22 protein-coding genes are annotated in these 21,736 nt (G+C 70.6%); 8 read left to right on the top strand and 14 right to left on the bottom strand.

Annotation, left to right across the window (positions count from 1 at the left end; all coding sequences use genetic code 11):
- Window positions 1-14: 14 nt before the first annotated feature.
- Together ACTG9Q_RS21205 and ACTG9Q_RS21200 are read left to right on the top strand one after the other, a co-directional pair.
- Window positions 15-644 carry a NucA/NucB deoxyribonuclease domain-containing protein gene (locus ACTG9Q_RS21205; RefSeq protein ID WP_455574578.1) on the top strand — a complete coding sequence of 210 codons (630 nt, stop codon included), beginning with the start codon at window positions 15-17 and terminating at the stop codon, window positions 642-644.
- Entirely contained in the window at window positions 632-1,225 is a 594-nt protein-coding gene (locus tag ACTG9Q_RS21200) for a hypothetical protein (protein ID WP_455574577.1), read from the top strand. Before ACTG9Q_RS21205 ends, ACTG9Q_RS21200 begins: the two co-directional genes overlap by 13 nt.
- A gap of 95 nt (window positions 1,226-1,320) precedes the next feature.
- Here the strand turns inward: ACTG9Q_RS21200 and ACTG9Q_RS21195 are convergent, their stop codons facing one another.
- The 6 genes from ACTG9Q_RS21195 to ACTG9Q_RS21170 all read right to left on the bottom strand — a co-directional run bounded on the left by ACTG9Q_RS21195 (window position 1,321) and on the right by ACTG9Q_RS21170 (window position 7,050).
- Window positions 1,321-1,722: an Imm1 family immunity protein gene (locus ACTG9Q_RS21195; RefSeq protein ID WP_455574576.1), complete on the bottom strand. Its 402-nt coding sequence runs from the start codon at window positions 1,720-1,722 to the stop codon at window positions 1,321-1,323.
- Between the two features lie 247 nt (window positions 1,723-1,969).
- The gene (locus ACTG9Q_RS21190; protein ID WP_455574575.1) at window positions 1,970-3,346 is read right to left on the bottom strand and encodes an acetyl-CoA carboxylase biotin carboxylase subunit; all 1,377 of its coding nucleotides are present in this window, start codon (window positions 3,344-3,346) and stop codon (window positions 1,970-1,972) included.
- Between the two features lie 8 nt (window positions 3,347-3,354).
- Entirely contained in the window at window positions 3,355-3,855 is a 501-nt protein-coding gene (locus ACTG9Q_RS21185) for an acetyl-CoA carboxylase biotin carboxyl carrier protein (protein ID WP_455574574.1), read from the bottom strand.
- 3 nt (window positions 3,856-3,858) lie between these two features.
- Window positions 3,859-5,556 (bottom strand): acetyl-CoA carboxylase carboxyltransferase subunit alpha, encoded by a 1,698-nt coding sequence (locus ACTG9Q_RS21180; RefSeq protein WP_455574758.1) that lies wholly within the window; start codon window positions 5,554-5,556, stop codon window positions 3,859-3,861.
- A gap of 5 nt (window positions 5,557-5,561) precedes the next feature.
- Complete coding sequence (locus ACTG9Q_RS21175; RefSeq protein WP_455574573.1) at window positions 5,562-6,230, bottom strand: HAD family hydrolase; 669 nt, start codon at window positions 6,228-6,230, stop codon at window positions 5,562-5,564.
- A gap of 13 nt (window positions 6,231-6,243) precedes the next feature.
- Window positions 6,244-7,050, bottom strand: coding sequence for an AfsA-related hotdog domain-containing protein (locus tag ACTG9Q_RS21170; RefSeq protein ID WP_455574572.1), 807 nt, complete (start codon window positions 7,048-7,050; stop codon window positions 6,244-6,246).
- A 622-nt stretch (window positions 7,051-7,672) separates the two neighbouring features.
- Here ACTG9Q_RS21170 and ACTG9Q_RS21165 point away from each other — a divergent pair.
- The gene (locus tag ACTG9Q_RS21165) at window positions 7,673-8,113 is read left to right on the top strand and encodes a MarR family winged helix-turn-helix transcriptional regulator (RefSeq protein WP_455574571.1); all 441 of its coding nucleotides are present in this window, start codon (window positions 7,673-7,675) and stop codon (window positions 8,111-8,113) included.
- 152 nt (window positions 8,114-8,265) lie between these two features.
- Window positions 8,266-8,718: a MarR family winged helix-turn-helix transcriptional regulator gene (locus ACTG9Q_RS21160; RefSeq protein ID WP_455574570.1), complete on the top strand. Its 453-nt coding sequence runs from the start codon at window positions 8,266-8,268 to the stop codon at window positions 8,716-8,718.
- Window positions 8,719-8,752: 34 nt separating this feature from the next.
- Here the strand turns inward: ACTG9Q_RS21160 and ACTG9Q_RS21155 are convergent, their stop codons facing one another.
- Complete coding sequence (locus tag ACTG9Q_RS21155; RefSeq protein WP_455574569.1) at window positions 8,753-10,138, bottom strand: phenylacetate--CoA ligase family protein; 1,386 nt, start codon at window positions 10,136-10,138, stop codon at window positions 8,753-8,755.
- Between the two features lie 7 nt (window positions 10,139-10,145).
- On the bottom strand, window positions 10,146-11,573 hold the full coding sequence (locus ACTG9Q_RS21150) for an MFS transporter (protein ID WP_455574757.1): 1,428 nt from the start codon (window positions 11,571-11,573) through the stop codon (window positions 10,146-10,148).
- Between the two features lie 152 nt (window positions 11,574-11,725).
- Between ACTG9Q_RS21150 and ACTG9Q_RS21145 the strand changes: the two genes are divergently transcribed.
- The 4 genes from ACTG9Q_RS21145 to ACTG9Q_RS21130 all read left to right on the top strand — a co-directional run bounded on the left by ACTG9Q_RS21145 (window position 11,726) and on the right by ACTG9Q_RS21130 (window position 16,553).
- Window positions 11,726-12,742 (top strand): ketoacyl-ACP synthase III family protein, encoded by a 1,017-nt coding sequence (locus ACTG9Q_RS21145; RefSeq protein ID WP_455574568.1) that lies wholly within the window; start codon window positions 11,726-11,728, stop codon window positions 12,740-12,742.
- 220 nt (window positions 12,743-12,962) lie between these two features.
- A complete protein-coding gene (locus tag ACTG9Q_RS21140; protein WP_455574567.1) occupies window positions 12,963-14,180 on the top strand; it encodes a cytochrome P450 in 1,218 nt (405 codons plus the stop codon).
- A gap of 294 nt (window positions 14,181-14,474) precedes the next feature.
- A complete protein-coding gene (locus ACTG9Q_RS21135) occupies window positions 14,475-15,770 on the top strand; it encodes an MFS transporter (RefSeq protein ID WP_455574566.1) in 1,296 nt (431 codons plus the stop codon).
- 9 nt (window positions 15,771-15,779) lie between these two features.
- Window positions 15,780-16,553, top strand: a complete 774-nt coding sequence (locus ACTG9Q_RS21130; protein ID WP_455574565.1) for a helix-turn-helix domain-containing protein — start codon at window positions 15,780-15,782, stop codon at window positions 16,551-16,553.
- A gap of 39 nt (window positions 16,554-16,592) precedes the next feature.
- Here ACTG9Q_RS21130 and ACTG9Q_RS21125 read toward each other — a convergent pair whose 3' ends face one another.
- The 6 genes from ACTG9Q_RS21125 to ACTG9Q_RS21100 form a co-directional block, all read right to left on the bottom strand.
- Window positions 16,593-17,141 (bottom strand): DUF1062 domain-containing protein, encoded by a 549-nt coding sequence (locus ACTG9Q_RS21125; protein WP_455574564.1) that lies wholly within the window; start codon window positions 17,139-17,141, stop codon window positions 16,593-16,595.
- 328 nt (window positions 17,142-17,469) lie between these two features.
- Window positions 17,470-17,913, bottom strand: a complete 444-nt coding sequence (locus ACTG9Q_RS21120; RefSeq protein ID WP_455574563.1) for a hypothetical protein — start codon at window positions 17,911-17,913, stop codon at window positions 17,470-17,472.
- Between the two features lie 113 nt (window positions 17,914-18,026).
- The gene (locus ACTG9Q_RS21115; protein WP_455574562.1) at window positions 18,027-18,437 is read right to left on the bottom strand and encodes a PaaI family thioesterase; all 411 of its coding nucleotides are present in this window, start codon (window positions 18,435-18,437) and stop codon (window positions 18,027-18,029) included.
- Entirely contained in the window at window positions 18,434-19,192 is a 759-nt protein-coding gene (locus tag ACTG9Q_RS21110; protein WP_455574561.1) for a thioesterase II family protein, read from the bottom strand. The genes ACTG9Q_RS21115 and ACTG9Q_RS21110 overlap by 4 nt, the downstream gene beginning before the upstream one ends.
- Window positions 19,189-20,175 carry an LLM class flavin-dependent oxidoreductase gene (locus ACTG9Q_RS21105; protein WP_455574560.1) on the bottom strand — a complete coding sequence of 329 codons (987 nt, stop codon included), beginning with the start codon at window positions 20,173-20,175 and terminating at the stop codon, window positions 19,189-19,191. The genes ACTG9Q_RS21110 and ACTG9Q_RS21105 overlap by 4 nt, the downstream gene beginning before the upstream one ends.
- Entirely contained in the window at window positions 20,175-21,731 is a 1,557-nt protein-coding gene (locus tag ACTG9Q_RS21100) for a long-chain-fatty-acid--CoA ligase (protein WP_455574559.1), read from the bottom strand. Before ACTG9Q_RS21100 ends, ACTG9Q_RS21105 begins: the two co-directional genes overlap by 1 nt.
- Between the last annotated feature and the right edge of the window lie 5 nt (window positions 21,732-21,736).

The raw sequence follows: 21,736 nt of genomic DNA, 5'->3' as shown, positions 1-21,736 counted from the left end.
ACGAGAGATGGTTTATGGCGACAAAGACCAAAGGCGGGATACTGTTGCCCCTCGTGCTTGTCGCAGGGGTGGTCGCGTACTTCGGGGGCGAGAAGATCATGGACGCCACTGAACGTTTACTCGGCAGCGATCCGGTGATCGTCGGCAGCGGCGATGCGGCGATCATGGTTGCCGGTGGTGCTGAATCCATGGTTGAACAGTGCACGGCGGCGGTGGCACTGACCACGAAGCGGTGCGGAGACCTGAAGGTCGTCATCATGGATGCGGTCAAAATGCCGTATATCACCCGAAACATCTCGCTCGCTTGGGCCGAAGGAAAAGACTTCATCCTCACCAAGAACAGCAAACCGCGGGACCAGAACTACAAGCTCGCGTGTGGCGCATTCGTGAAGAAGTACGCGGACGGTGAATGTGATGAGTACCCCTTTGCCATGAGTATTCAAGGTGGCGCAGGCGCCCGAACCGAGGAGGTCCCCAGAAGGGAGCAGAGGTGTCAAGGCGCAGCTATTGGCAATGCCACCAGGTGGCAGGGGATCAAGGCCGGTGAAGACTTCCTGGTGATAATCAGCAACCCGAGTAGGGTTGAGATCAAGCCCTACCAGGGACAAGACGTCGCTGAGGACACGACATCATGCGGGAGCTGATCGAGAAGTACGCTTGGGCCGACGAGGATGACGACTTGGTGCTGACGCTTGGGGTGATGCGGGGCTCGTTCAGCAGGGTGACCCGCATCTACGGGGCTGAGGATCAAGAGCCGCACATCTTGACCCACCACGACGCCTGGGTGCCGCCCGAAGATTTTGGTTCCTACTGCCGCGTGCAACTTGTCGAGGCCTGTGGGGCGACGGTGGCGATCGAGCCGAATGGGTGGACGGGTGCTGTCCCAGAGATCGCGAGGCGCGCTTCGCGAGGTGGAACATTTTTCAGCGTCTTCTGGAGCATGTCCGGTGCGCGCCAGATCGTTGAAGCCGAGGATGGCAAGGTAGTCGCCTACTTCAATCCGTTCCTCGTCGGCGAACCCGGTGGGGCCGGTGATGTCGTGCCGGACTGGGTTGCAGAAGTGGAGTTCGACATCGAGCGGCCCAACGCCTCAAGCTTCGCCGCCGTCGAACTGCGTTCGGGGGTGCAAGTTGAACAGGCCTGGTTCGCTGAGCCGCTGCCCACGTACCGTATCCCCGACCCCGACGAGCTTCTGAAGGACGTCAAGAGCGCGGGGGTTCCTTAGCTGGCGGGCATCGTGTGCGGTTCAGCCCACCTCTGGTCGGGCCGTACATCCTCCTGGCATTCGCCACGGCCGAACCGATACTCGGCGAGAAACCCTTAGCCCACGATCACCGAAGGCCGCTTCCCCGTCTCCAGGAACTCCACCAGCCCCAGCCGCACCGTATGGATATCCACCTCGACATCAGCAGGCACCACGCTGAGGTGGCTCATGTAGATGTACTCGGCGCGGTCGTTGGGGTCGCCGTCGCCCTTGGTGCTGCCTGCGTCGTCGGCGTAGTAGCGCATGAAGCCCTTCTCCTGGCCGATCCCGACTTCGAGGATGGGGAAGCCAGCGCGGCCGTTGATGTTGACCTGGATAGCGGCCGGGCAGCGGTGGTCTTTTGTCTCGTCTTGCACGCGGTCGATGAAGGCGTTCAGCTCATCCGTCGAGTCGATGACGAAGAACGGCTCAGCGGCCGGGTCATCCGGGTGCTCGTACCAGACTTTTAGTCCGACCATTGCTTCCCTGCTAACGATGTGACCGGTTTCTCTGCTGCCCAAATCTCCGGCCGGTCTCCTGTCAGGGTAGAACGAGGCGGCTTGCTGTGAGCGCCAGGCGACAAAGAAGCACCCGTTCGGCGTCCCCTGTCCTCGCCGCCTTCTGAGCACGGATACCGCTGGCCCTCTCCACGGAAGATGGCGCGCAAAAAGACCAGGGCGTGGGAGGTTTCCCACGCCCTGGTCACCCATTGAATTCCGCGAAGGGTCAGTCCACAGGCGCCTCCTCCCGCAGGGTTCCCGATTCGGTCAGGTAGCGGTCCACGAAGTCGAGGCGGTGGGTGCCCGCGCGGAAGGTGGCGTGGGACATCAGTTCCTGGTGGAAGGCGATGGTGGTGGACACGCCGGTGCAGTCGAACTCGGCGAGGGCGCGCTGCATGCGGGCCAGGGCTTCCTCGCGGGAGTCCGCGTGGACGATCACCTTCGCGAGCAGTGAGTCGTAGTACGGGGGGATCGAGTAGCCGGGGAAGCCGTGGGTGTCCACCCGGACGCCGGGGCCCGCGGGGGGGACGAACTGGTCGAGGCGGCCGAAGGAGCCCGCCCAGTCGCGGGCGGCGTCCTCGGAGTTGATCCGGCACTCGATCGCGTGGCCCGTCAGGGTGATGTCGTCCTGGCTGAAGGCCAGCGGCTCGCCGGAGGCGACGCGGATCATCCAGGCGACCAGGTCGATGCCGCTGCGCATCTCGGTGACGGGGTGCTCGACCTGGATGCGGCTGTTCATCTCCATGAAGTAGAACTCGCCCGCCGGGTCGACCAGGAACTCCACGGTGCCCGCGCTGCGGTAGCCCGCGGCGGTGGCGCCGGAGACCGCGGCGGCGCAGATCTCGGCGCGCAGCCGGGGGGTCAGGATCGTGGACGGGGACTCCTCCACGAGCTTCTGCTGCCGCCGCTGGATCGAGCAGTCGCGTTCGCCCAGGTGGACGATGGTGCCGTGGTGGTCGCCCAGGATCTGGACCTCGACGTGGCGGGCGCCGGTGACGAAGCGCTCCAGGTACACCCGGTCGTCGAGGAAGATCGTGCGGGCGGTCTGCTGGACGTCGGCGAGGGCGTCGGCCAGGTCCTCGGCGCGGTGCACGACCTTCATGCCCTTGCCGCCGCCGCCCGCCGCCGCCTTCAGGATCACCGGGTAGCCGATCTCGGCGGCGCGCTCCAGCGCCTCGGTCGGCCCGGTCAGCGGCTGCTCGCTGCCCGGCGGCAGGGGCAGCCCGGCCAGCGCCATCGCGCGGCGGGCGTTGGTCTTGTCGCCCATCGCGGTGATCACGTCGGGGGGTGGGCCGATGAAGGTGATGCCCAGGTCGGCGCACACCTGGGCGAACTGGGCGTCCTCGGAGAGGAAGCCGTAGCCCGGGTGCACGGCGTCCGCGCCGGTCTTCTCGGCGGCGTGGATGAGGGCGGGCACGTTGAGGTAGCTGCGCGGCGACGGGCCGGGCCCGACGCACACCGACTCGTCGGCCAGGGCGACGGCGCGGGACTCGCGGTCCGCGGCGGAGTAGGCGATCACACTCGGGATGCCCAGCTCGCGGCAGGCGCGGATGACCCGCACGGCGATCTCGCCGCGGTTGCAGACCAGGATCTTGTCGACCATGGCCGGCCTCAGGCCGGGTCGATGCGGAAGAGGGGCTGGCCGTACTCCACGACGTCGCCGTCGACCGGGTACACCGCGCCGATGACGCCGGGGCGGTCGGCGACGACCTCGTTGAGCATCTTCATCGCCTCGACGATGGCCACCTGCTGTCCCGTCTCGACCCTGTCCCCGACCTCGACGTAGGCCGCCTTGCCGGGCCCGGGGGCCCGGTAGAACACCCCGACCAGGGGCGCGGTGAGGTCGTGGCCGATGGCGGCCTCCTGGACCGCCTCGGGGGCGGCGATGGGCGCGCTGGTCACCACCGTGGTCGTCGTGGGCGCCTCGACCTCCCACTGGATGTCCCCGACGGTGACCGCGATGCGCTGGACACCGGTGCGCCGCAGGATGTCAGCGAGCTGTCCGGCCCCGGCCAGGGCCGCGGCTACCTGGTCCCCGTCCGGCCGAGGTGCCGCGTGCCGGGTCAGGCGCGGGACCTCGGTCAGCTGCGCCGTCGCGTCCAGAGGTGACATGTTTCAGTGCCTTTCGGTGTCAGCGCCGGCGAACGTGCCCGCCGAGCGCAGCCTGCGGTACCTGCGGTCGAGCAGCTCCCGGACCGGGACCTGCCGCAGTGGGGCCAGTTCTTCGCACAGCGCCGCCCGCACGGCCGCCGTCGTGGCGGCGTGGTCCGCTTGCGCGCCGCCGGGCGGCTCGGGCACGACCCGGTCGGCGACCCCGGCCGCGTAGAGCTGGGCGGCGGTCAGCCGCAGCGCCTCGGCGGCCTCCGGGGCGCGACCGGCGTCCTTGAACAGGATCGACGCGCAGCCCTCGGGACTGATGACCGAGTAGATGGTGTTCTCCAGCATGACCAGCCGGTCGGCCACGCCGAGCGCGAGCGCCCCGCCGCTGCCGCCCTCGCCGACCACGATGGACACGATCGGCGTCTCCAGCCCGGCCAGCAGCGCCAGGTTGTCGGCGATGGCGCCGCTCTGGTTCTCCTGCTCGGCCCGGATGCCGGGGTAGGCGCCGGGGGTGTCCACGAAGGTCACCAGCGGGGTGGCGAACCGCTCGGCGTAGCGCATCAGCCGCGCGGCCTTGCGGTAGCCGGCCGGGTGCGGCATCCCGAAGTTCCGCGCGACCCCGTCCGCGGTCCCCCGGCCCTTGCGGTGCCCCACGACGACCACCGGCGCGCCGTCGAGCAGCGCGAGCCCGCCGACGATCGAGGGGTCGTCCTCCTTGGCCCGGTCGCCGCGCAGCTCGACGAAGTCGTCGAACACCGCGGCGATGTACTCGCCGAGGTGCGGCCGCTTGGGGTCCCGGGCCAGCTTCACCACGTCCCACGCCGAGCGCTGCTCACCCGCCTGGACGGGCAGGACGATGGCGGGGGCGGTCTCGACAGGCGCGTCGGAGGCGGCGTGCCAGCGCAGGACCCTGGCGATGGTCAGGCGCAGCTCCGAGCGGCCGACGACGGCGTCGATGTGGCCGTTCTCCAGGAGGAACTCGGCGGTCTGGAAGCCCGCGGGCAGCTTCTGGCGGATGGTCTGCTCGATGACCGTCGGCCCGGCGAACCCCGCGCGGGCGCCGCGCTCGGCGACGATGACGTCGCCGAGGCTGGCGAAGGAGGCGCTGACGCCGCCGTAGACCGGGTCGCACAGCACGGAGATGTAGGGCACGCCCGCGTCGGAGAGGCGGCGCAGGGCCGCGGCGGTCTTGGCCATCTGGAGCAGGGAGAACACGCCCTCCTGCATCCGCGCCCCGCCCGAGGCCGAGCACACGACCAGCGGCGTGCGGGTGCGCAGGGCGTGCTCGGCGGCGCGGCTGACCTTCTCCCCGACGACGGCGCCCATGCTGCCGCCCATGAAGCCGAAGTCCAGCACGCACAGCACCAGCGGCTGGCCGAGGACCGTCGCGGCGCCCCAGCGGGCGGCGTCCTGGCGGCCGGTGCGGCGGACCGCGTCGGCCACCCGCTCGGGGTAGGACTTGCTGTCCACGAACGACAGCGGGTCCAGCGGGCGCAGGTCGGCGTCGCACTCGACGAAGCTGTCCGGGTCCACCAGCAGGTCGATGCGCTCGCCCGCGTTGAGCGGGTAGTGGTGGCCGCACTCGGGGCAGGTGTTCTGGTGGCGGGCCAGCCGGTCGCGGTGGACGCCCGCGCGGCACCCGGGGCACTTGACCCAGGTCCCGGCGGGCACGTCGCGGATGCGCGCCCGGATCACCTCGGCGCTGCTCAGCATGTCGGTCATGGCGCTCCTGCGGTCAGAGAACGGGTCACCAGGTCGCGGTGCGGGGCCACACCGGGCAACCTGCGGGCGGGGATGTGGGCGAGCCCCGGGTCGTCGCCGACGACGACGGGATGGCCGACGGCGGCGAGCATGGGCAGGTCGCTGACGTGGTCGCCGTAGGCGTGGGACGCCGACGCCGACAGCCCGGCGGCCTCCAGGTAGGCCAGCACGGCCACCGCCTTGGCCGCGCCGATCATCATGTGGTCGACGTGTCCTGTGTAGATGCCAGAGGAGACCCGCGGCCGCGAGCACAGCACCGCGGCCGCGCCGACGGCGGCGGCGATGGGGTCGACACAGGCCGCGAACGACCCGGACACCAGCACGACCGGCCTCCCGCGGTCGGCGTGCGAGCGCAGCTCGGCCAACACCGGCGGGTGGAACAGCTCAGCGGCCACCTCCGCGAACCACGCCCTGCCCTGCGCGGCGACTTCGGCGACCGGCAGGCCCGCGTACAAGGCGAAGTACGCGTGGCCCGCGGTCTCCCGGGGCAGTGCGGCGGCGGGGGCGAGCGCGGCCCGTGCGGCGGGCGAGCGGTCCATCCGGTGGTCCAGGAAGTCGATCGCGCTGGTGCGGGTGATCAGGGTCTCGTCGACGTCGAAGAACGCCGCCCCTGGCTTCGTGGACACGTCAGGGGCCACGTCAGGAGTTCATGGGGACGCGTTCGCCCGTGCGCAGCGCCACCGGGGTCGCGCACACCCGCGAGTTGACGGCGAGGTCGGGCTCGGCGATGACGGACTTGGCCGCGAGCATGGCCTCCTGGCGGGCGAGGGTGCGGGCGCGCACGATCTGGTACTCCGCGCGGATCGTGGCCTGGCTGCGCCCGCCCTGGCTGATGACCACCTCGGCGGTGTACTCCTGCCGGGCGGGCTTGGAGGTGTCCAGCCGGGTCAGCACGCACTCGAGGTCGACGCCGACGGGGAAGACGTAGCCCTCGAAGGACGCGGCCAGCGAGCACAGCACGAAGGCGTGCGCGTCGTCGTCGACCACGAACTCGTGGTTGGCCAGCTGCATCAGCTGGCGGGCGGCCTCGATGAGGACCATGCCCGCCACGTGTTGGCCGGTGACGTGGTCCTGGACCATCTCGTTCATGTCCGACAGGCACAGCCGCGCGGCCATCCGCAGCGGACCGCGGCGGCGGGCGTCGGCCAGCATCACGTTCTCCGGAGAACGCTTGTGCACCAGCGCGGCGGCCACCACCACCGGCACCGCGGGCAGGCGGAATCGGTCCAGCAGGCCGCGTCGGGCCAGTTCGGCGGCGACGACCTCCCAGTCGGAGGCGTCCACGCCCTGCCCGACGGCGAGCCGGACGGGTTGGGGCAGATCGTCGTATAAGCCGCTGCGGACGTTTCCGATGAATCTGTTGACGGTGGCGACGTCCTCGTTGGCCCCGAAGGTCGCGAACCGCTCCCCGACGAGGTGGATGGTCGGCCGGTGCTGGATGTCCATGGCAGTGTCCTGTCTCAAGCATCTGGCTTGTATCAGACTTCGAACTTATCTACGGGTGCCTGAGGTGCATCAGAATCATGACCACTGCTCGTACTCGAAGTCAAGCACGCCACCTCGGGTCAGCGGCCTCCACATACCTTGTCGGACAAGGGTTCTACTATCGTTAGCGGCCAGACAAATCGCTGACGAACTCCTGAAAGACAGCCCTCTGTCAGACTACTGACACTGGGCCGTTCGGCGGAATTCGGCCGTCCGCCCTCACGCGCCGGACCCGCGCGGCGATGACGGGCGCGGCGCGGACCGGGGCGGGGGGCTGTCGGCAGCGTGGACGCGGAGCCGGGCTCGGCCGGGCCGCCCGGGGCAGGTAATCGGGCGCGCGAGCGCCGCGCACCTCGCGATCGCTGTATCATGAGCGTCCTTCACATTTTCCGGACACAGGTACCCACATGCGGCATCAGGTTACTCACGCGACTCAGGAAGCTTACACCGAACGGCCACGCCCGGGGAACACTCGCGCCACCGCCCTGGACCCGCGGGCGGGGCGGCGTTGTGGTCTGGCCCGCGAGGGGCATATCATAGGTCGATTGCAAAACAGGAGGCTGGCTTGAATACACGTTCTGGCATGGCGGACCTGGAGGCGGAGATCGCCCGTCGACCCGGCCACGCCATCAAGCGTGCCGAGCAGGCGCTGACCACCGCGAAGGCCGGGGCCCTGCGCGCGTTCGACCTCACCGTGCCGCAGTACGCGGGACTGCTGGTCCTGTCCTACCTGCCCGGCGCGTCCGGCGCGCAGCTGGCCAGGATCTGCGCGGTCACCCCGCAGACGATGGCGACGGTGCTGGCGAACCTGGAGGCCAAGGGCCTGATCACCAGAACCCCGTCGAGCGTGCACCAGAAGGTGTTCGTCACCAAGCTGACCCGCACGGGCAGCGCGCTGCTCAAGCGGGCCGACGTCAAGGTCCACGCGGTCGAGGAGAACCTGGCCGCGGAGTTCACCCAGGACGAGCTGGAGCGCTTCGCCGACTTCCTCGACCGGGCGGTCAAGATCCTCGGCGGCAAGTAGTCCGACACCGGAGGGGTCGCCGAAAAACGGCGGCCCCTCTTGTCATGTCCGGACAAATTTTCATGTACGTGTACTGATACTACAGAGAGTCCTGCTAAGCTGCCGGGACGCCGGTCCCACGCGGGACCGCCACCGCGGCCGGAGGGGACCACATGAAGACGACCTCCCCCGACGGGCCGGGTCTGCACGAGCTGACCGCCACCCTGCGCGGCGCGGAGCACGCGATCACCGTCGAGACGGCGCAGCTGCTGCGCGGCCTCGAGCTGACCGTCCGGCAGTACTCGACCATGCTGATCCTGGCCCAGAGCCCCGATCTCTCCGGCGCGCACCTGGCCAGGCAGTGCCTGGTGACCCCGCAGAGCATGGCGTCGATCCTGGCGAAGCTGGCCGAGCGCAAGCTCATCGAGCGGACCCCGTCGGAGGTCCACGAGCGGGTGCTGCTGTCCCGGCTGAGCCCCAAGGGCTGGGCGCTGATGCGCAAGGCCGAGTCGCTGACGGAGTCCGCGGGCGCGCGCCTCGCCGACACCCTGCACCCCAGCGAGCGCAGCCAGCTGCGCGACTACCTCCAGCGCGTCATCGACGCCTTCGCCCGAGAAGCGAACTGACCGCCGGGGCGGTCACGCCCCGGCGGTCATCCACTCAGCGCTTCTTCAGGGCCACAAAGTTCTTGATCTTCCCCGACACCGGGTGCCGAGGGATGTCGTCCACGGTGATGGTGACCTCCGGGTCCGGGTGCCCCGCCTCGCGCATCGCGGTGACGAGCGCGTCGCGGATCGGGCGGATGTCGCACTCGGAGCGCAGTTCGACGGTCACGTCGGCGCCGTTGCGGGTCTGGCGGACCTGGTACTGGGCGATGCGCGAGTCCCACAGCGGGGTCCAGAAGACGTACGGGTGGACGTAGACGTTGTCCGGGTACTCGAAGACGTCGTCGTGGCGGCCGGAGACCGGGGCGATGCGCCTGCCGGTCCACGGGCCGGGGTTGTCGTCGTCGAGGAACAGGACCTGGTCGGCGATCTCGTAGCGGATCAGCGGGAACACCTTGTTGATCACGTTGGTGACCAGCAGCTTCGCGCTGGAGGTCCCCGGCGCGACGGGGGCGCCCGCGGCGTCGACGGGCTCGGCGACGAGCAGGTCCTCGCCCAGGTGCATCTCCTCGCGCCCGGGCATGGAGCAGGCCAGCATCCAGGTCTCCGAGGTGCCGTAGAAGTCGATCACCGGCGCGCCGAAGGCCTCCTCGATCGTCTTGCGCTGGTGCGGGAACAGCGGTTCCGCGCCGCCGAGCATGACCTCCGGGTGGATGTCGAGGCGGCCGTCGATCTGCTCCAGGGCCAGCCGCCACAGGATCGAGGGGTAGGCCAGCAGCTGGTTGGGCTGGAAGTCGTTGAGCGCGGCCACGATCTGGGCCAGCGGCAGGGTGACCGGCACCTTGATGCTGTTGTCGCCCATGTCGAAGGTCGCCCGGATGGCGTCGGACATGTGCGAGGCGTGCGCGGCGCCGATGAACGCCCCACGCGGCGGGGACAGCGCCAGGTCGCGGATGACCCACGGCATCAGCCGCCACGAGCCCAGGCCCGCCTCCAGCCAGCCCTGGTAGTCCCAGGGGAACAGCCCGGTCAGGCCGGACGAGCCGCCGGTGGTGACGATGTGGAACTCGTCGAACAGGTACGCCGGGCCGTTCTCGGTGACCCAGTTCAGGTGCTCCTGGGCGACCTTGAGGTTGAGCCGCCGGTCGGTGACGATGTCGTCCCAGTGCGCCATGACGTCGGCCTTGGTCATGACCGGCAGGTGCTCGATGTCGGCGCCGGTCAGGCCCTCGGGGTCGATGTCGCGCAGGCGCTCGGCGTGCCAGGGGGAATGGGCCTTGGCGTGGCGGACGAGGTCGCGCAGGCGCTCGTCGCGCAGGGCGTGCAGGCGCTCGATCGGCCAGGTCAGCTTCTGCGCCTCGGCGGACATCCTGGCGAGGACCTCCTTGAGGTGGGGCTGCCTGGCCTGGTCGTAGTCTGCCGACACCAGGGTCGCGGACATGGGGACCTCACTGTTCTGCGATGGGGTGGGGAGCAGCCGCGGCGATGAGCAGGCCCAGCACGGCCAGCGCGCCCAGGCTCGCGGCGAGCGCGGCCGGGTGGCCCGCGCCGAGCACGCCGTAGAAGACGACGCCGATCGCCGCCGCGCCGACGGCGCTGCCGACCTGCACGGCGGTGTTGAGCACGCCGGAGACCGCGCCGACGTGCCCGGGTGGGACGGCGGCGATGGCCACGGCGGTGAGCTGGGCCATCACCAGGCCCATGCCCACCCCGCACACCAGCAGCGCCGGGATCAGCCACAGTGGACTGGTGGTGGTCAGGACCGTGGCGGCCAGGGCGATCCAGCCCGCGGTCAGGATCACCGCGCCGAGCGCGATCACCCGCGGCCCGCCGAGGCGGACGACGGCGGCGGGGCCGCGCAGCAGCACGAGCAGGAAGCCCGCCCCGAGCGCGGTGTAGAGCAGGCCCGCGGCGAGCGGGCCCAGGCCGAGGCCGTCCTGGAGGTAGAGGGCGAGCACGAGCAGGAACGCGCCCATCGCGGCGTAGTACCCGGTGGTCAGGACCGTGCCGCGGGCGAACAGGGCGAACAGGCGGGTGTCGACCAGCGGGTTGTCCCCGGCGGCGGTCTTGGCCCGCTGACGGGCGATGAACACCGCGGCGAGGCCGGTGGCCGCCGCCAGTGACAGCCACGACCACAGCGGCCAGCCCTGCTCGCGGCCGACGACCAGCGGCAGGACCAGCGCGGTCAGGGCGACGGCGGCGAGGGCGGCGCTGACCCCGTCGAGCCCGCGACCCTCCACCCGGGACTCCGGCAGGACGCGGCGGGCGGCGACGAGGGCGACGACGCCGATCGGGATGTTGATGAGGAAGCAGAGCCGCCAGCCGAGGCCGTCGGCGTCGGAGGCGATCAGCGCGCCGCCGATGAGCTGGCCGAACACCCCGGCCATCCCCTTGCCCAGGCCGGCGAGCGCGAACGCGCGCACCCGCTCCTGCCCGGTGAAGGTGGTGCCGAGGATGGCCAGCACCTGCGGGGCCATCATGCCCGCCGCCGCGCCTTGCAGCACCCGTGCGGCGACGAGCAGCGCCGGGGTCGGGGCCAGGCCGCAGGCCGCGGAGGTCAGGGTGAACAGGGCGAGGCCGATGGCGAACATCCGGCGGCGGCCGTGCAGGTCGCCGAGCCTGCCCCAGGTGATCAGACCGGCCGCGTAGGCCAGGCCGTAGCCGACGACGATGAACTGGATCGCGGCCGGACCGGCGGACAGGTCGGCGGCGATGGCGGGCAGCGCGACGGCGACCGCGAAGAAATCCAAAGTGATCATGAAATCGCAGGCGAGCAGCACCGGGAGAATTCCGCGGGGTCGGGCATCGATTCGCGAATCGATCGCGGTCACGGCAGCCGCCTTTCGGTAAACGAGGTGACCGAGAGTTAAGTCCAGCGGACTGACGTGCCGCTGACCAGGGTCTGAGCAGGTACTTTGCGGAAATCTCGCACCAGGTCCACTGTCAGGTGGGTGTCAGCGGGCAATCAGGGGCGGTCACGACATTGTGCGCAAATCACCGCCGATATACGCGTTAGGGGTGTATTACCGTGCGCTGCGACAAAGATATTTTCGTCGCGGCCACCGCCACGGCGATTCCGGGCCTGGTCCCGGTCGCGCAGGCGGAGGCCGCCGGGCTCGTCGACGACATGCACACCGGGCTGGGCTACGACAGCATCGCCGTCGCCGAGGGCGTCGCGGGGCCACAACTGGCCATCGCCGCCGGGCGGAAGGCCATCGAGCGCTCCGGGTTCCCCGCCCAGGAGTACGAGCTGATGATCCACTCCAGCCTGTGGTTCCAGGGCCTGGACATGTGGGGCACCGCCAGCTACGTGGCCAACGAGACCGTCGGGGCGCAGGCGTTGTCGATGGACCTGCAGCAGCGCTCCTGCGGCGGGATGGCGGCGCTGCACATGGCCACGGCGTACCTGCGGGCCGGGTACGCCTCGACCGCGCTGCTGACCACAGGGGACAACTTCGCCGCGCCCGCGTTCGACCGGTGGAACTCCCAGATGTACACCCTGTTCGGCGACGGCGGGACCGCGCTCGCGCTGTCCACCCGCGACGGGTTCGCCCGGGTGCTGGCCACCTCGGCCTTCGCCGACAACTCCCTTGAGGGCTTCGGCCGCGGCACCGAGGCGTTCCGGTTCGCACCCGGCACCGAGGCGCCGGTGCCGGTCCTGCGCAGACTGCTCCAGCACTCGCAGACCCCCGGCTCGGAGGACGGCTGGGAGCGCATCGAGGCGGCCATGCTCAAGACCCGCGACCAGGTGCTGTCCGAGGCGGGCGTCGAGCTGGACCAGATCTCGCGCGCGGTGCTGCCGTTCATCCACCGCGGCGGCGGGCAGCGGGAGAACTGGGACGTGCTCGGCTTCACCGAGGAGCAGACGGTGTGGGACTACGGCCGCACGGTCGGGCACCTGGGCGCGGGCGACCAGTTCGCCGGACTGGACTCAGTGGCCGGTTCGCTGGTCCCGGGCGAGCGCGTGCTGGTCTTCGGCGTCGGGGTCGGGTTCAACTTCGTCGCCGCCGTGCTGGAGGTCCTCGCACCGCCGCGTCAGCGCTAGGTCAGACTCCCCTGCCACCTTGGGCGGACGAGCCGGGCCGGGTGACCATGCACCCGGCCCGGCTCCGCCATGTCCAGGGTTCACCGGATTCCGTTGTATAGCAAGACTTCCTCACTATAATCGAGCCTTGATATGTAGCAGTACCCTGATATTCTGGGTCTCGCCCCGGGTGAATCCGGCCGGGCGAGAAGCCAACTCACGTAACAGGGGTGAAGACCTAATGACCGTGACCGCGGAACCCTCCCTGGCGACACTGTTCGACCCCGCCTCCCGCCCGGACCCGTACCCGGTGCTGGCCGGGTTGCGCGCCGCGCCGCGGGCCGAGCTGGGCGGCGCGCTCGTCGTCGTCGGTGACTACCGCAACTGCTCCGCGGTGCTGCGCGACCCCACCGTCAGCAGCGACCGCCAGCGGTCCCTGCTGGGCGCCACCTTCGGCGCGACGCCGGACGAGGTCCCCGCGGACTCGTTCCTGTCGATGGACGCCCCCGACCACACCCGCCTGCGCGGCCTGGTCGCCAAGGCGTTCACCCCGCGGGTCATCACCGCGCTGGAGCCGCGCGTCCGCGAGATCGTCCGCACCCAGTTCGACGCCGCGTCCGAGGCCACCGCGATGGAGGTCGTCTCGCAGCTGGCCAATGTCCTGCCGGTGACCATCATCAACGAGCTCCTCGGCGTCCCGGTCGGCGAGCACGACATCCTGCAGGACTGGTCGAACCGCCTGGTGCGCGGCCTCGACCCGGCCACCGACATCGGCGACCCGGTGGTGATCGCCGACATCGAGCTGGCCAAGGAGGGTTTCCGCGCCTTCTTCGCAGACCTCATCGCCTACCGCCGCGTCCGCCCAGGCGAGGACCTGCTCTCGCGCCTCGTGCAGCTCGAGCGCACCAGCGACGCGCTGACCGAGCCCGAGCTGCTGGCCACCTGCGCCCTGCTGCTCGTCGGCGGCTACGAGTCCACCGCGAACCTGATCTCCAACGGCGTGCTGGCCCTGGTGCGGCACCCGGAAGCCCTCGCCGCCCTGCGCGAGGACCCGGCCCTGGCCTCGGCGACGGTGGACGAGGTCCTGCGCTACGACACCCCGGCCCAGATGGTGACCCGCGTCTCCCGCCGCAACACCCACATCGACGGCGTCCCGGTCCCCGAGGACGGCGTGATCATGCTCCTGCTCGCCGCCGCCAACCGCGACCCCGCCGCCTTCGCCGACCCGGACCGCTTCGACCCCCGCCGGGCGGCCAACCACCACCTGGCCTTCGCCGCCGGACCGCACTTCTGCATCGGCGCGAGCCTGGCGAAGCTGGAGGCGGGCATCGCCCTCTCGGAGTTCGCCCGCCGGGTCCAGAACCCGGAACTGGAGGCGGACCTGCTGACCTACCGCCCCCACGTGAACCTGCGCGGCCCGGAGCGCATGTTCGTCCGCTACGACCGCATCCGCCCGTAGGCGACTTCCCACCACCCGCGCGGACCAGCACCGTGGGCCGGGCCACTCTGCCGGAGTGGACCGGCACTTCCCCTTTGCCGAAACGCTTTTGCCTTCGAGCATCGAAGCGGGGTCAGGTAGCGGTCAGCGGCAGCGCACACACTGGCGGCGGTTGACGGGGGAGGCGGGCGACCGCCCTCCCCCTTTTCGCCGTCCCCCCAGTGGCCACCGGAGAGCGTGATGTCCGAAACCTTAGCCTTATCAACCCGTACCGCCCCTGCGACCATCTCCGAGCGGATGGAGCGGTTGCCGGTGGTGCGCAGTCACCGGCACCTGACGCTGGTGATCGGAATCGGGCTGTTCTTCGACTTCTTCGACAGCAACCTGTCCGGCACGATCGCCAAGGTGCTGCAGGCGGACTTCGCCTTCGGCGGCACCGAGCTGAAGCTCATGCTGGCCTCGGCGTTCGTCGGGCAGTTCTTCGGGTCGATCTTCCTCGGCCGCTTCGCCGACCGGTACGGGCGTCGGCGGGCGTTCATGCTGAACCTCGGGATCTACTCGTTCTTCACGCTGCTGGGGGCGTTCGCGCCCAACGCGCTGTGGCTGATCGTCACCCGGTTCGTGGCCGGGGTGGGGATCGGGGCGGAGAACGCGCTGTCGGACAGCTACCTCGCCGAGATGCTGCCCGCGAAGAAGCGGGGGCGGTTCATCGCGTGGGCCTACACCGTGGGCTTCTGCGGTGTCCCGGCCGTCGGGTTCGCGGCGCTGTGGCTGGCGCCGCAGACGGTCATGGGCGTCGACGGGTGGCGGGTGCTGTTCGTGCTCGGGGCGCTCGGGGCGGCCATCGTGTGGGTGCTGCGGCGCAAGCTGATCGAGTCGCCGCGGTGGCTGTCGGTGCAGGGGCGCGACGACGAGGCCGACGTGCTGGTGCGGGCGATGGAGCGCGAGGCCGGTCTGAGCAGCCCGACGCCCGCCCCCTCCGTGGTGCCCACCGGCAAGCGCCCGGGGATCGGCGCGCTGCTGGCGCGGGAGTACCGCAAGCGGACGCTGGTGCTGTGGACGTTCAGCGTCCTGTCGGTGACGGCGTACTACGGCTTCGGAACCCTGGCGCCGCAGGTCATGGCGGCCAAGGGGTACGGCATCATCGCCAGCCTCGGGTACGTCGCGGTGTCGTTCATCGGGTACCCGATCGGCTCGCTGCTGTCGGTGCCGCTGATGGACCGCTTCGAGCGCAAGACCCTGCTGGCGGGCTCGGCGATCGCGATGGCCGGGTTCGGGCTCGGGTTCGGGCTCTCCGACTCGGTCCCGGCGATGGTGGCGTGCGGCATCGGGTACACGCTGGTGAGCAACATCTTCGCGAACGCCTCGCACGTGTTCCTCGGCGAGCAGTACCCGACGCAGATCCGGTCGACGGCGGCGGGGATGGCGTACTCGTTCTCCCGGCTGAGCGCGGCGGCGATCCCGTTCGTCCTGCTGCCGGTGCTGACCTCGTACGGCGCGGGGATGCTGTTCACGGTGATCACCGCGTGCATCGCGGTGATGGTGGTCGTCCTGCTGGCCCTGGGCGACCGGACGACTGGCGTCGAGGTGGAGCAGTACGTGAAGCAGTAGGAGGCGGCGATGGCGGTGGGCCCGATGCTGCGGCACTGGCGGCAGCGGCGGCGGATCAGCCAGCTGGACCTGGCGCTGGCGGTGGACAGCTCGGCGCGGCACCTGAGCTTCGTGGAGAACGGGCGCAGCAGGCCGAGCGCGGCGATGGTGCTCAAGCTGGCCGAGCACCTCGACGTCCCCGTCCGCCAGCGCAACGCGCTGCTGGTCGCGGCCGGGTACGCGCCGGTGTACACCGCGCTGCCGCTGGGCTCCCCGCCACTGTCGGCGGTGCGCGCGGGCCTGGACCGCCTGCTCACCGCGTACGACCCGTTCCCCGCCCTGGTGTTCGACGGCGGCTACCAGGTGGTGGCCGCCAACACCGGCGTCTCCCGGGTGATGCTGGCCGGTGTCGACCCCGCGCTGGGCCGGAACCTGATGCGCGCGATGCTGCACCCGGACGGCCTCGCCCCCCGGGTGGTGCACTTCCCGGCCTGGCGGCTCTACCTGCTCGACCGCGTCGAGCGCCAGCTGGCCGCCTGGCCGGAAACCCCGCTGCGGAAGCTGTACGACGAGATCTCGGCGTACCCGGTGGTCCGTGGCGCCGTCGGCGGAGATTCCCCGCTGCCGGACATCTCCGTTGTGGCCCAGCCGTTCCAGGTCGAGTGCGACGGCACGATCCTGTCCTTCCTGACCACGGCGGCCACGTTCAACACCCCGATGGACGTCACGGTGTCGGAGCTGGCGATCGAGACGTTCCTGCCCGCGGACGAGCACACCGCGGCCTTCCTCAAGCGCAAGCCGTAGGGGCCTGTCCGGCGGGTCGTGCCGGACAGGCCCCCGGGCTCAGCGCTTGAGCGTGAAGGTGAAGTCGCCGGAGAGCTTGCCGCCCAGCCGGACCGCCGACACGAGCTTCCCCTTCGTGATCAGCCTTTCGACCTCGGCCCGCGGGAGGGCGCACCCCTGCGCGATCAGCCGCACCGGCCGGACGGGAATCCGCGCCGCGAAGCGGACCGCGACGTCGATCACCTCGTGGTCCAGGTGATCCGGTCCGTCGGTGTCGAGGCGCCACGCGCCGTCCCAGTCGAGGGTGACGCGGTTGCGGTGCCGCACGAGCGGGTCTTGGAGCAGCTCGGCCGTCAGGCCGAGGTCGTTGTCGTGCAGCCGGTCCAGCAGCTCAGGCCGTATGGAGCGCACGTTCGTCCGCTCCAGCAGGGTGAGCTTTACGGTGTCCCCGCACGCGGCGCAGAGCGCGAGGAGCCAGGCGTCGATGAGCTTGTGGTTCGCGTTGACACGGAATTTGCCGCTCGCCCGGAAGCGCTCGGACGCGCACGCGTGGCAGCGGCGGCGGACGAGCGGCAGGCAGGTGGGCACGACCATCCAGTTCGTGAGCACAGGAGTACACCGGTTCCAGTGAGAAGTCCGCAGCGAAAAGGAGCGCGGCGCAGATGCGCGACGCGCTTCGGATCAGCGCTTGAGGAGGTCTCACGAGGTGTACAACGGCACGCCCTTGCCTAGACGACTCGGTCCAGCAGCACGGTAATGGCGCGCAGCGGCACCGCTCCACTGGTTTTCGGCAGGGTGCCCGGCGCCACTGCTCGCCGGGGCTCTGGACGTGGCACCAAGGGTGCGGCGGATGGCGCCCGCGTGGTGAGCAGGGGTTTCGGGGACAGCGGAAAGCCGCCCCGCTGGCTTGCGGGGCGGCTTTCGGATGTGCTGCTTCTTAGCGGCTTGCCTTGAGCTTGCGCAGGCCGTAGATCTGCAGGGCGGCGAAGGCGCCGACGGTGAGGGCCTGGGCGAAGGTCCACAGGGTGCCGATGGTGTTGGCGTCCATGAGGCCGAACGCCCCGACCACCACGCTGGCCACCGCCCACAGGATGTTGGCGTCGGCGACGACGGTGGTGCCCGTGGTCGAGGGGGACTTGGCCAGGGCCAGGGCGCCGACGCCGAGGCCGAAGGCGGTCAGGAAGGCGCCGATGGCGATCAGGGCGGTGGCGTTGACGCCGAGCAGCGAGGCCGCCCAGGTCGAGAACGCCAGGTAGATGAGGCCGTTGCCGGTGGTGACGACGGCGTCGAGGGCGAGGAACCGACGGAGCAGGGTCGCCGCGGACGTGGCCGGGGCGGGGGTGTCTGTCAGTCGCGTCGAACCGTGCGCGGTCGTGGTCACGTCGATTTCTCCTATCGGATTGGTTCCAACCCCCAGGGTGACGGTTTCGGGGGCGGAAAGCCACTGTCTATCAGGGTGAAACAGTGCTCTGTCAGTGCACTGTCAGTAGTCTGTCAGCGCCGGAGTACCGCTTGGGTCTGCGTCGTCTGGGCGACCAGCGCCCCGGTGTCGTCGAGCAGGTCGGTCTGGGCGACGATGAACTGCGCGCCGACGTGCATCGGCCGGGACACCGCGGTGACGATCCCCGACCGGACGGCGCGCAGGAAGTTGGTCTTGGACTCCACCGTCGTCGTCGCGGCGCCCGGGGGCAGGTTGAGGTACGCCAGGACGCCGCCGACGGTGTCGGCCAGGCCCATCAGCGCGCCGCCGTGCATGGCCGACATGACCGTGCACCGCTCCGGGGACCAGTCCAGCTCGGCCCGGACCTCCGCCGCGGTCGCCTCCGTGAGCCGCACGCCCAGGAGCCTGGCGTACGGGAGCTGGGCGAGGATCAGCTCGGTGGGCGAGGCCGACGAGACGCTCATACGAGCGCCAGGCGCCGCTGGAGGTGCCGGGTGAGGTCCGCGGTGACGGCCACGGCGTTGCCGGGGTCGTCGATGTAGAAGTGGTCCCCGGCGAACTCGCTGTTGCCCAGGAACTCCGGCGAGCGCGTGCGCCAGGACTCCATCGCCCCCGGGTACATCAGCGGGTCGGCCTTGCCGCTGTAGCTGACAAGTGGCACCCCGCACGGCGCCGCGTCGTCCACATAGGTCGACACGACCGCCAGGTCCGCGCGCAGCGCCGGGATGATGCGGGCCATCACCTCCGGGTCGCCGTAGACCTCCTGCGGGAAGGAGCCCAGCGTCTTCATCCACTCGATGAGGTCCGGCTCGGGCATCTGGCTCTGCTCGTAGGTCGACTGCTGGAAGCCCTCCGGCGCCCAGCCGGAGGCCCCGATCAGCAGCGGCGGGCGCTCGCCGTCGCGGCAGATGCTGACCGCCACCCGGTAGGCCAGCTGCGCGCCGAGGCAGTGCCCGAACAGCGCGTACGGCCGGTCGTCGAGCTCGTCGAGCAGCGCCTCGTACAGGGCCTCGACCAGCGGCTCGATCTCGGTGTAGGCGTCCTCGGCGAAGCGGCGCTCCCGGCCGGGGGGGCACACCACGTGCTGGGCGATGTCCCCGGGCAGCAGGGAGCCCCAGTTCCGGTAGATGGTGCCGCCGCTGCCCGCGTGCGGCAGCAGGAACAGCCGCAGCGGCGCGTCGGGGTTGCCCGCGGCGGTCTCGAACCAGCTCCCGCTCACGACGCCCCCTTGACCAGCGACCGCACGGCGGGCAGGACGTCGGCGGCGAGCTGGTCGAGCTGGTCGCCCGGGTCCAGCGAGCCGATCCGGATGATGATGTGCCGGGCACCGGCGCGGATGTACCCGGCCAGCCACTCCGCGCAGTCGTCGGCGCTGCCGTAGCCGTACGCCTGGAAGGTCGACATGACCTCCAGCGAGCGGCCGTAGTAGCCCTGCAGGTAGTCCTCCAGGGCGGCCTTGGCCTTGGCGGCGTCGGGGTTGATGGTGATGGTGGCGTACAGGGCGGGCGTGATGGCGCCCTCCCGGCCTGCCTCCCCGGCGAGGTCCTGGACCTGGCCCCACGCGCTGGTGTACGCCTGCGCGGTGGGCACGAACGGCAGCCAGCCGTCGTAGAGCCGGGCCACCCTGGCCAGCACCTTGGGGGTGTCGCTGCTGGCCAGCCACAGCGGCGGGCCGCCGGGGGTGGCGGGCGCGGCGAGGCGGTCGAGGCCCTCCTGCTGCCACAGCTTGCCCGAGTGCGCGCTCACCCCGGACGATCGCGACGCCCAGGCCGTCTTCCAGTACCGGACGTTCTCGTCCAGCCTGCCGACGCGGCCGGTGAACGGCACGCCGAGGGAGGTGAACTCGTCCTCGCTCTCCGGCATCGGGAACCCGGCGCCCAGCCCGAGGACCAGCCGGTTGCCGCCGGACGCGTGGTCCAAAGAGGACACCATGTTGGCGCCGAGCAGCGGGTGCCGCAGGGCCGCGGTCAGCGCGGCGGTGCCCAGGGAGATCGTCGAGGTCACCGCGGCGGCGGCCGACAGCACGACGAACGGGTCGAGCCGGGTGCGGGCGGTCAGCGAGTCGCCGGTCCACAGCGAGTCGTAGCCGAGGGATTCGGCGCGCCGGGCGAAGTCCAGCAGTGGCGTGACGGAGAAGTCGTTGAGGATCGCCATTTCGCGGGTCGGCAGCAGCGCGCCGATCCGCACGGCCGGGGTGGTCATCACGAGGCCCTTTCGGTCATGCGCTCGTCGCGCAGCACGCGGCGCAGGATCTTCCCGGAGGGGTTGCGCGGCACGGTTTCCGGGAACTCCCACTCGGTGGGGATCTTGTAGTCGGCGATGCGGCCGGACAGGTACACCATCAGCTCCCGCGCGGTCGCCGACGCGCCGGGGCGCAGCACGACGCAGGCGTGCACGGCCTCGCCCCACAGCGGGTGCGGCAGGCCGATGACCGCCGAGTCCAGCACCGCGGGGTGACCGGCCAGCGCCCGCTCGATCTCGGCGGGGTAGATGTTCTGCCCGCCCTGGATGATCGTGTCGTTGATGCGGTCGCAGAGGAAGACGTAGCCGTTCTCGTCGAGGTAGCCCGCGTCGCCCATGTGCAGCCAGTCGCCGATGAGCGTGCGCGCGGTGGCCTCGGGCAGGTTCCAGTAGCCGAGCATGTGCGCGGGGGTCTTGATGCACACCTGCCCGATCTCGCCGACCGGCAGCTCGTTGCCCTCCGGGTCGATGACCTTGATCTCGTGCCCGGGGCACGCCTTGCCCGCGGCCTTGAGCAGCGGGCTGCCGGGCACGTGGTCCTCCGGCGGCAGGCACACCGCGCAGGTCCCGGTCTCGGTGGCGGCGTAGATCTGGGCGAACTCGCAGCCCATCATGTCGATGAGCCGCTCGAGCAGGTCCGAGGAGATCGGCGCGGCCCCGTAGGCGACCTTGCGCAGGGAGGAGAACGTCTCGCGGGTGACCCCGCGCTCCTCGATCATCATCTGGAGCATGGCGGGCGCGGCGAAGGTCGTGGTGACCCCGACCCTCTGGATCAGCTTGACGGCTTCCTCGCTGATGAACATCCGCATGACCACGTTGGTGGCCCCGGCGTTGAAGCCGTGCATGAACCAGCCCATGCCCGCGATCCCGAAGCCGGGCAGCGAGATCAGGCTGCGGTCGCTCGGCAGCCAGTCCAGCCAGGCCACCCCGGCCTCGGCCTGGGCGGCCGGGAGGGTGAAGAACGCCCGGTTGGCCAGCACGACGCCCTTGGGGAAGCCGGTGGTGCCGCTGGTGTAGATCTGCAGGATCGCGTCGTCCGGCCCGGTCGGGGAGACCAGGTCGTCCTCGGCCGCCCCGGCCTTCCAGGCGTGGAAGCCCTCGGCCCGCTCCAGCGCGCCGTCCATCTCCACAATGGACTTCAGCGTCGGCAGCTCGGGGCGGATCTTCTCGGCCAGCCCGGCGAACTCCCGCTCGACGAACAGCGTCGTCGCGCCGGAGTCGCGCAGGATGTGGTCGACCTCGTCGGCGGTCAGGCGCCAGTTCACCGGCACCAGCACCACCCCGGACTTGGCGCAGCCCAGGGCGATCTCGTAGTAGTGCTCGGACTCCAGGCCCAGGTAGGCCACCCGGTCGCCGACGGCGAGGCCGTCGGCGAGCAGGCGGTGCGCGGTCCGGTTGGACTCGCGGTGCAGGTCGGCGTAGGTGACCACGCGGTCCTCGCACAGCACGGCGGGGTGCTCGCCGCGCTCGCGGGCGTGGCGGGCCGAGGTCGCCGTCAGCGTCCAGTTCTCGTTCATGGCTA

Source organism: Actinokineospora lacus (genome assembly GCF_053813445.1).
Note: the sequence above shows the minus strand (reverse complement) of the source record. Positions and strands in the feature narration are given on the sequence as shown.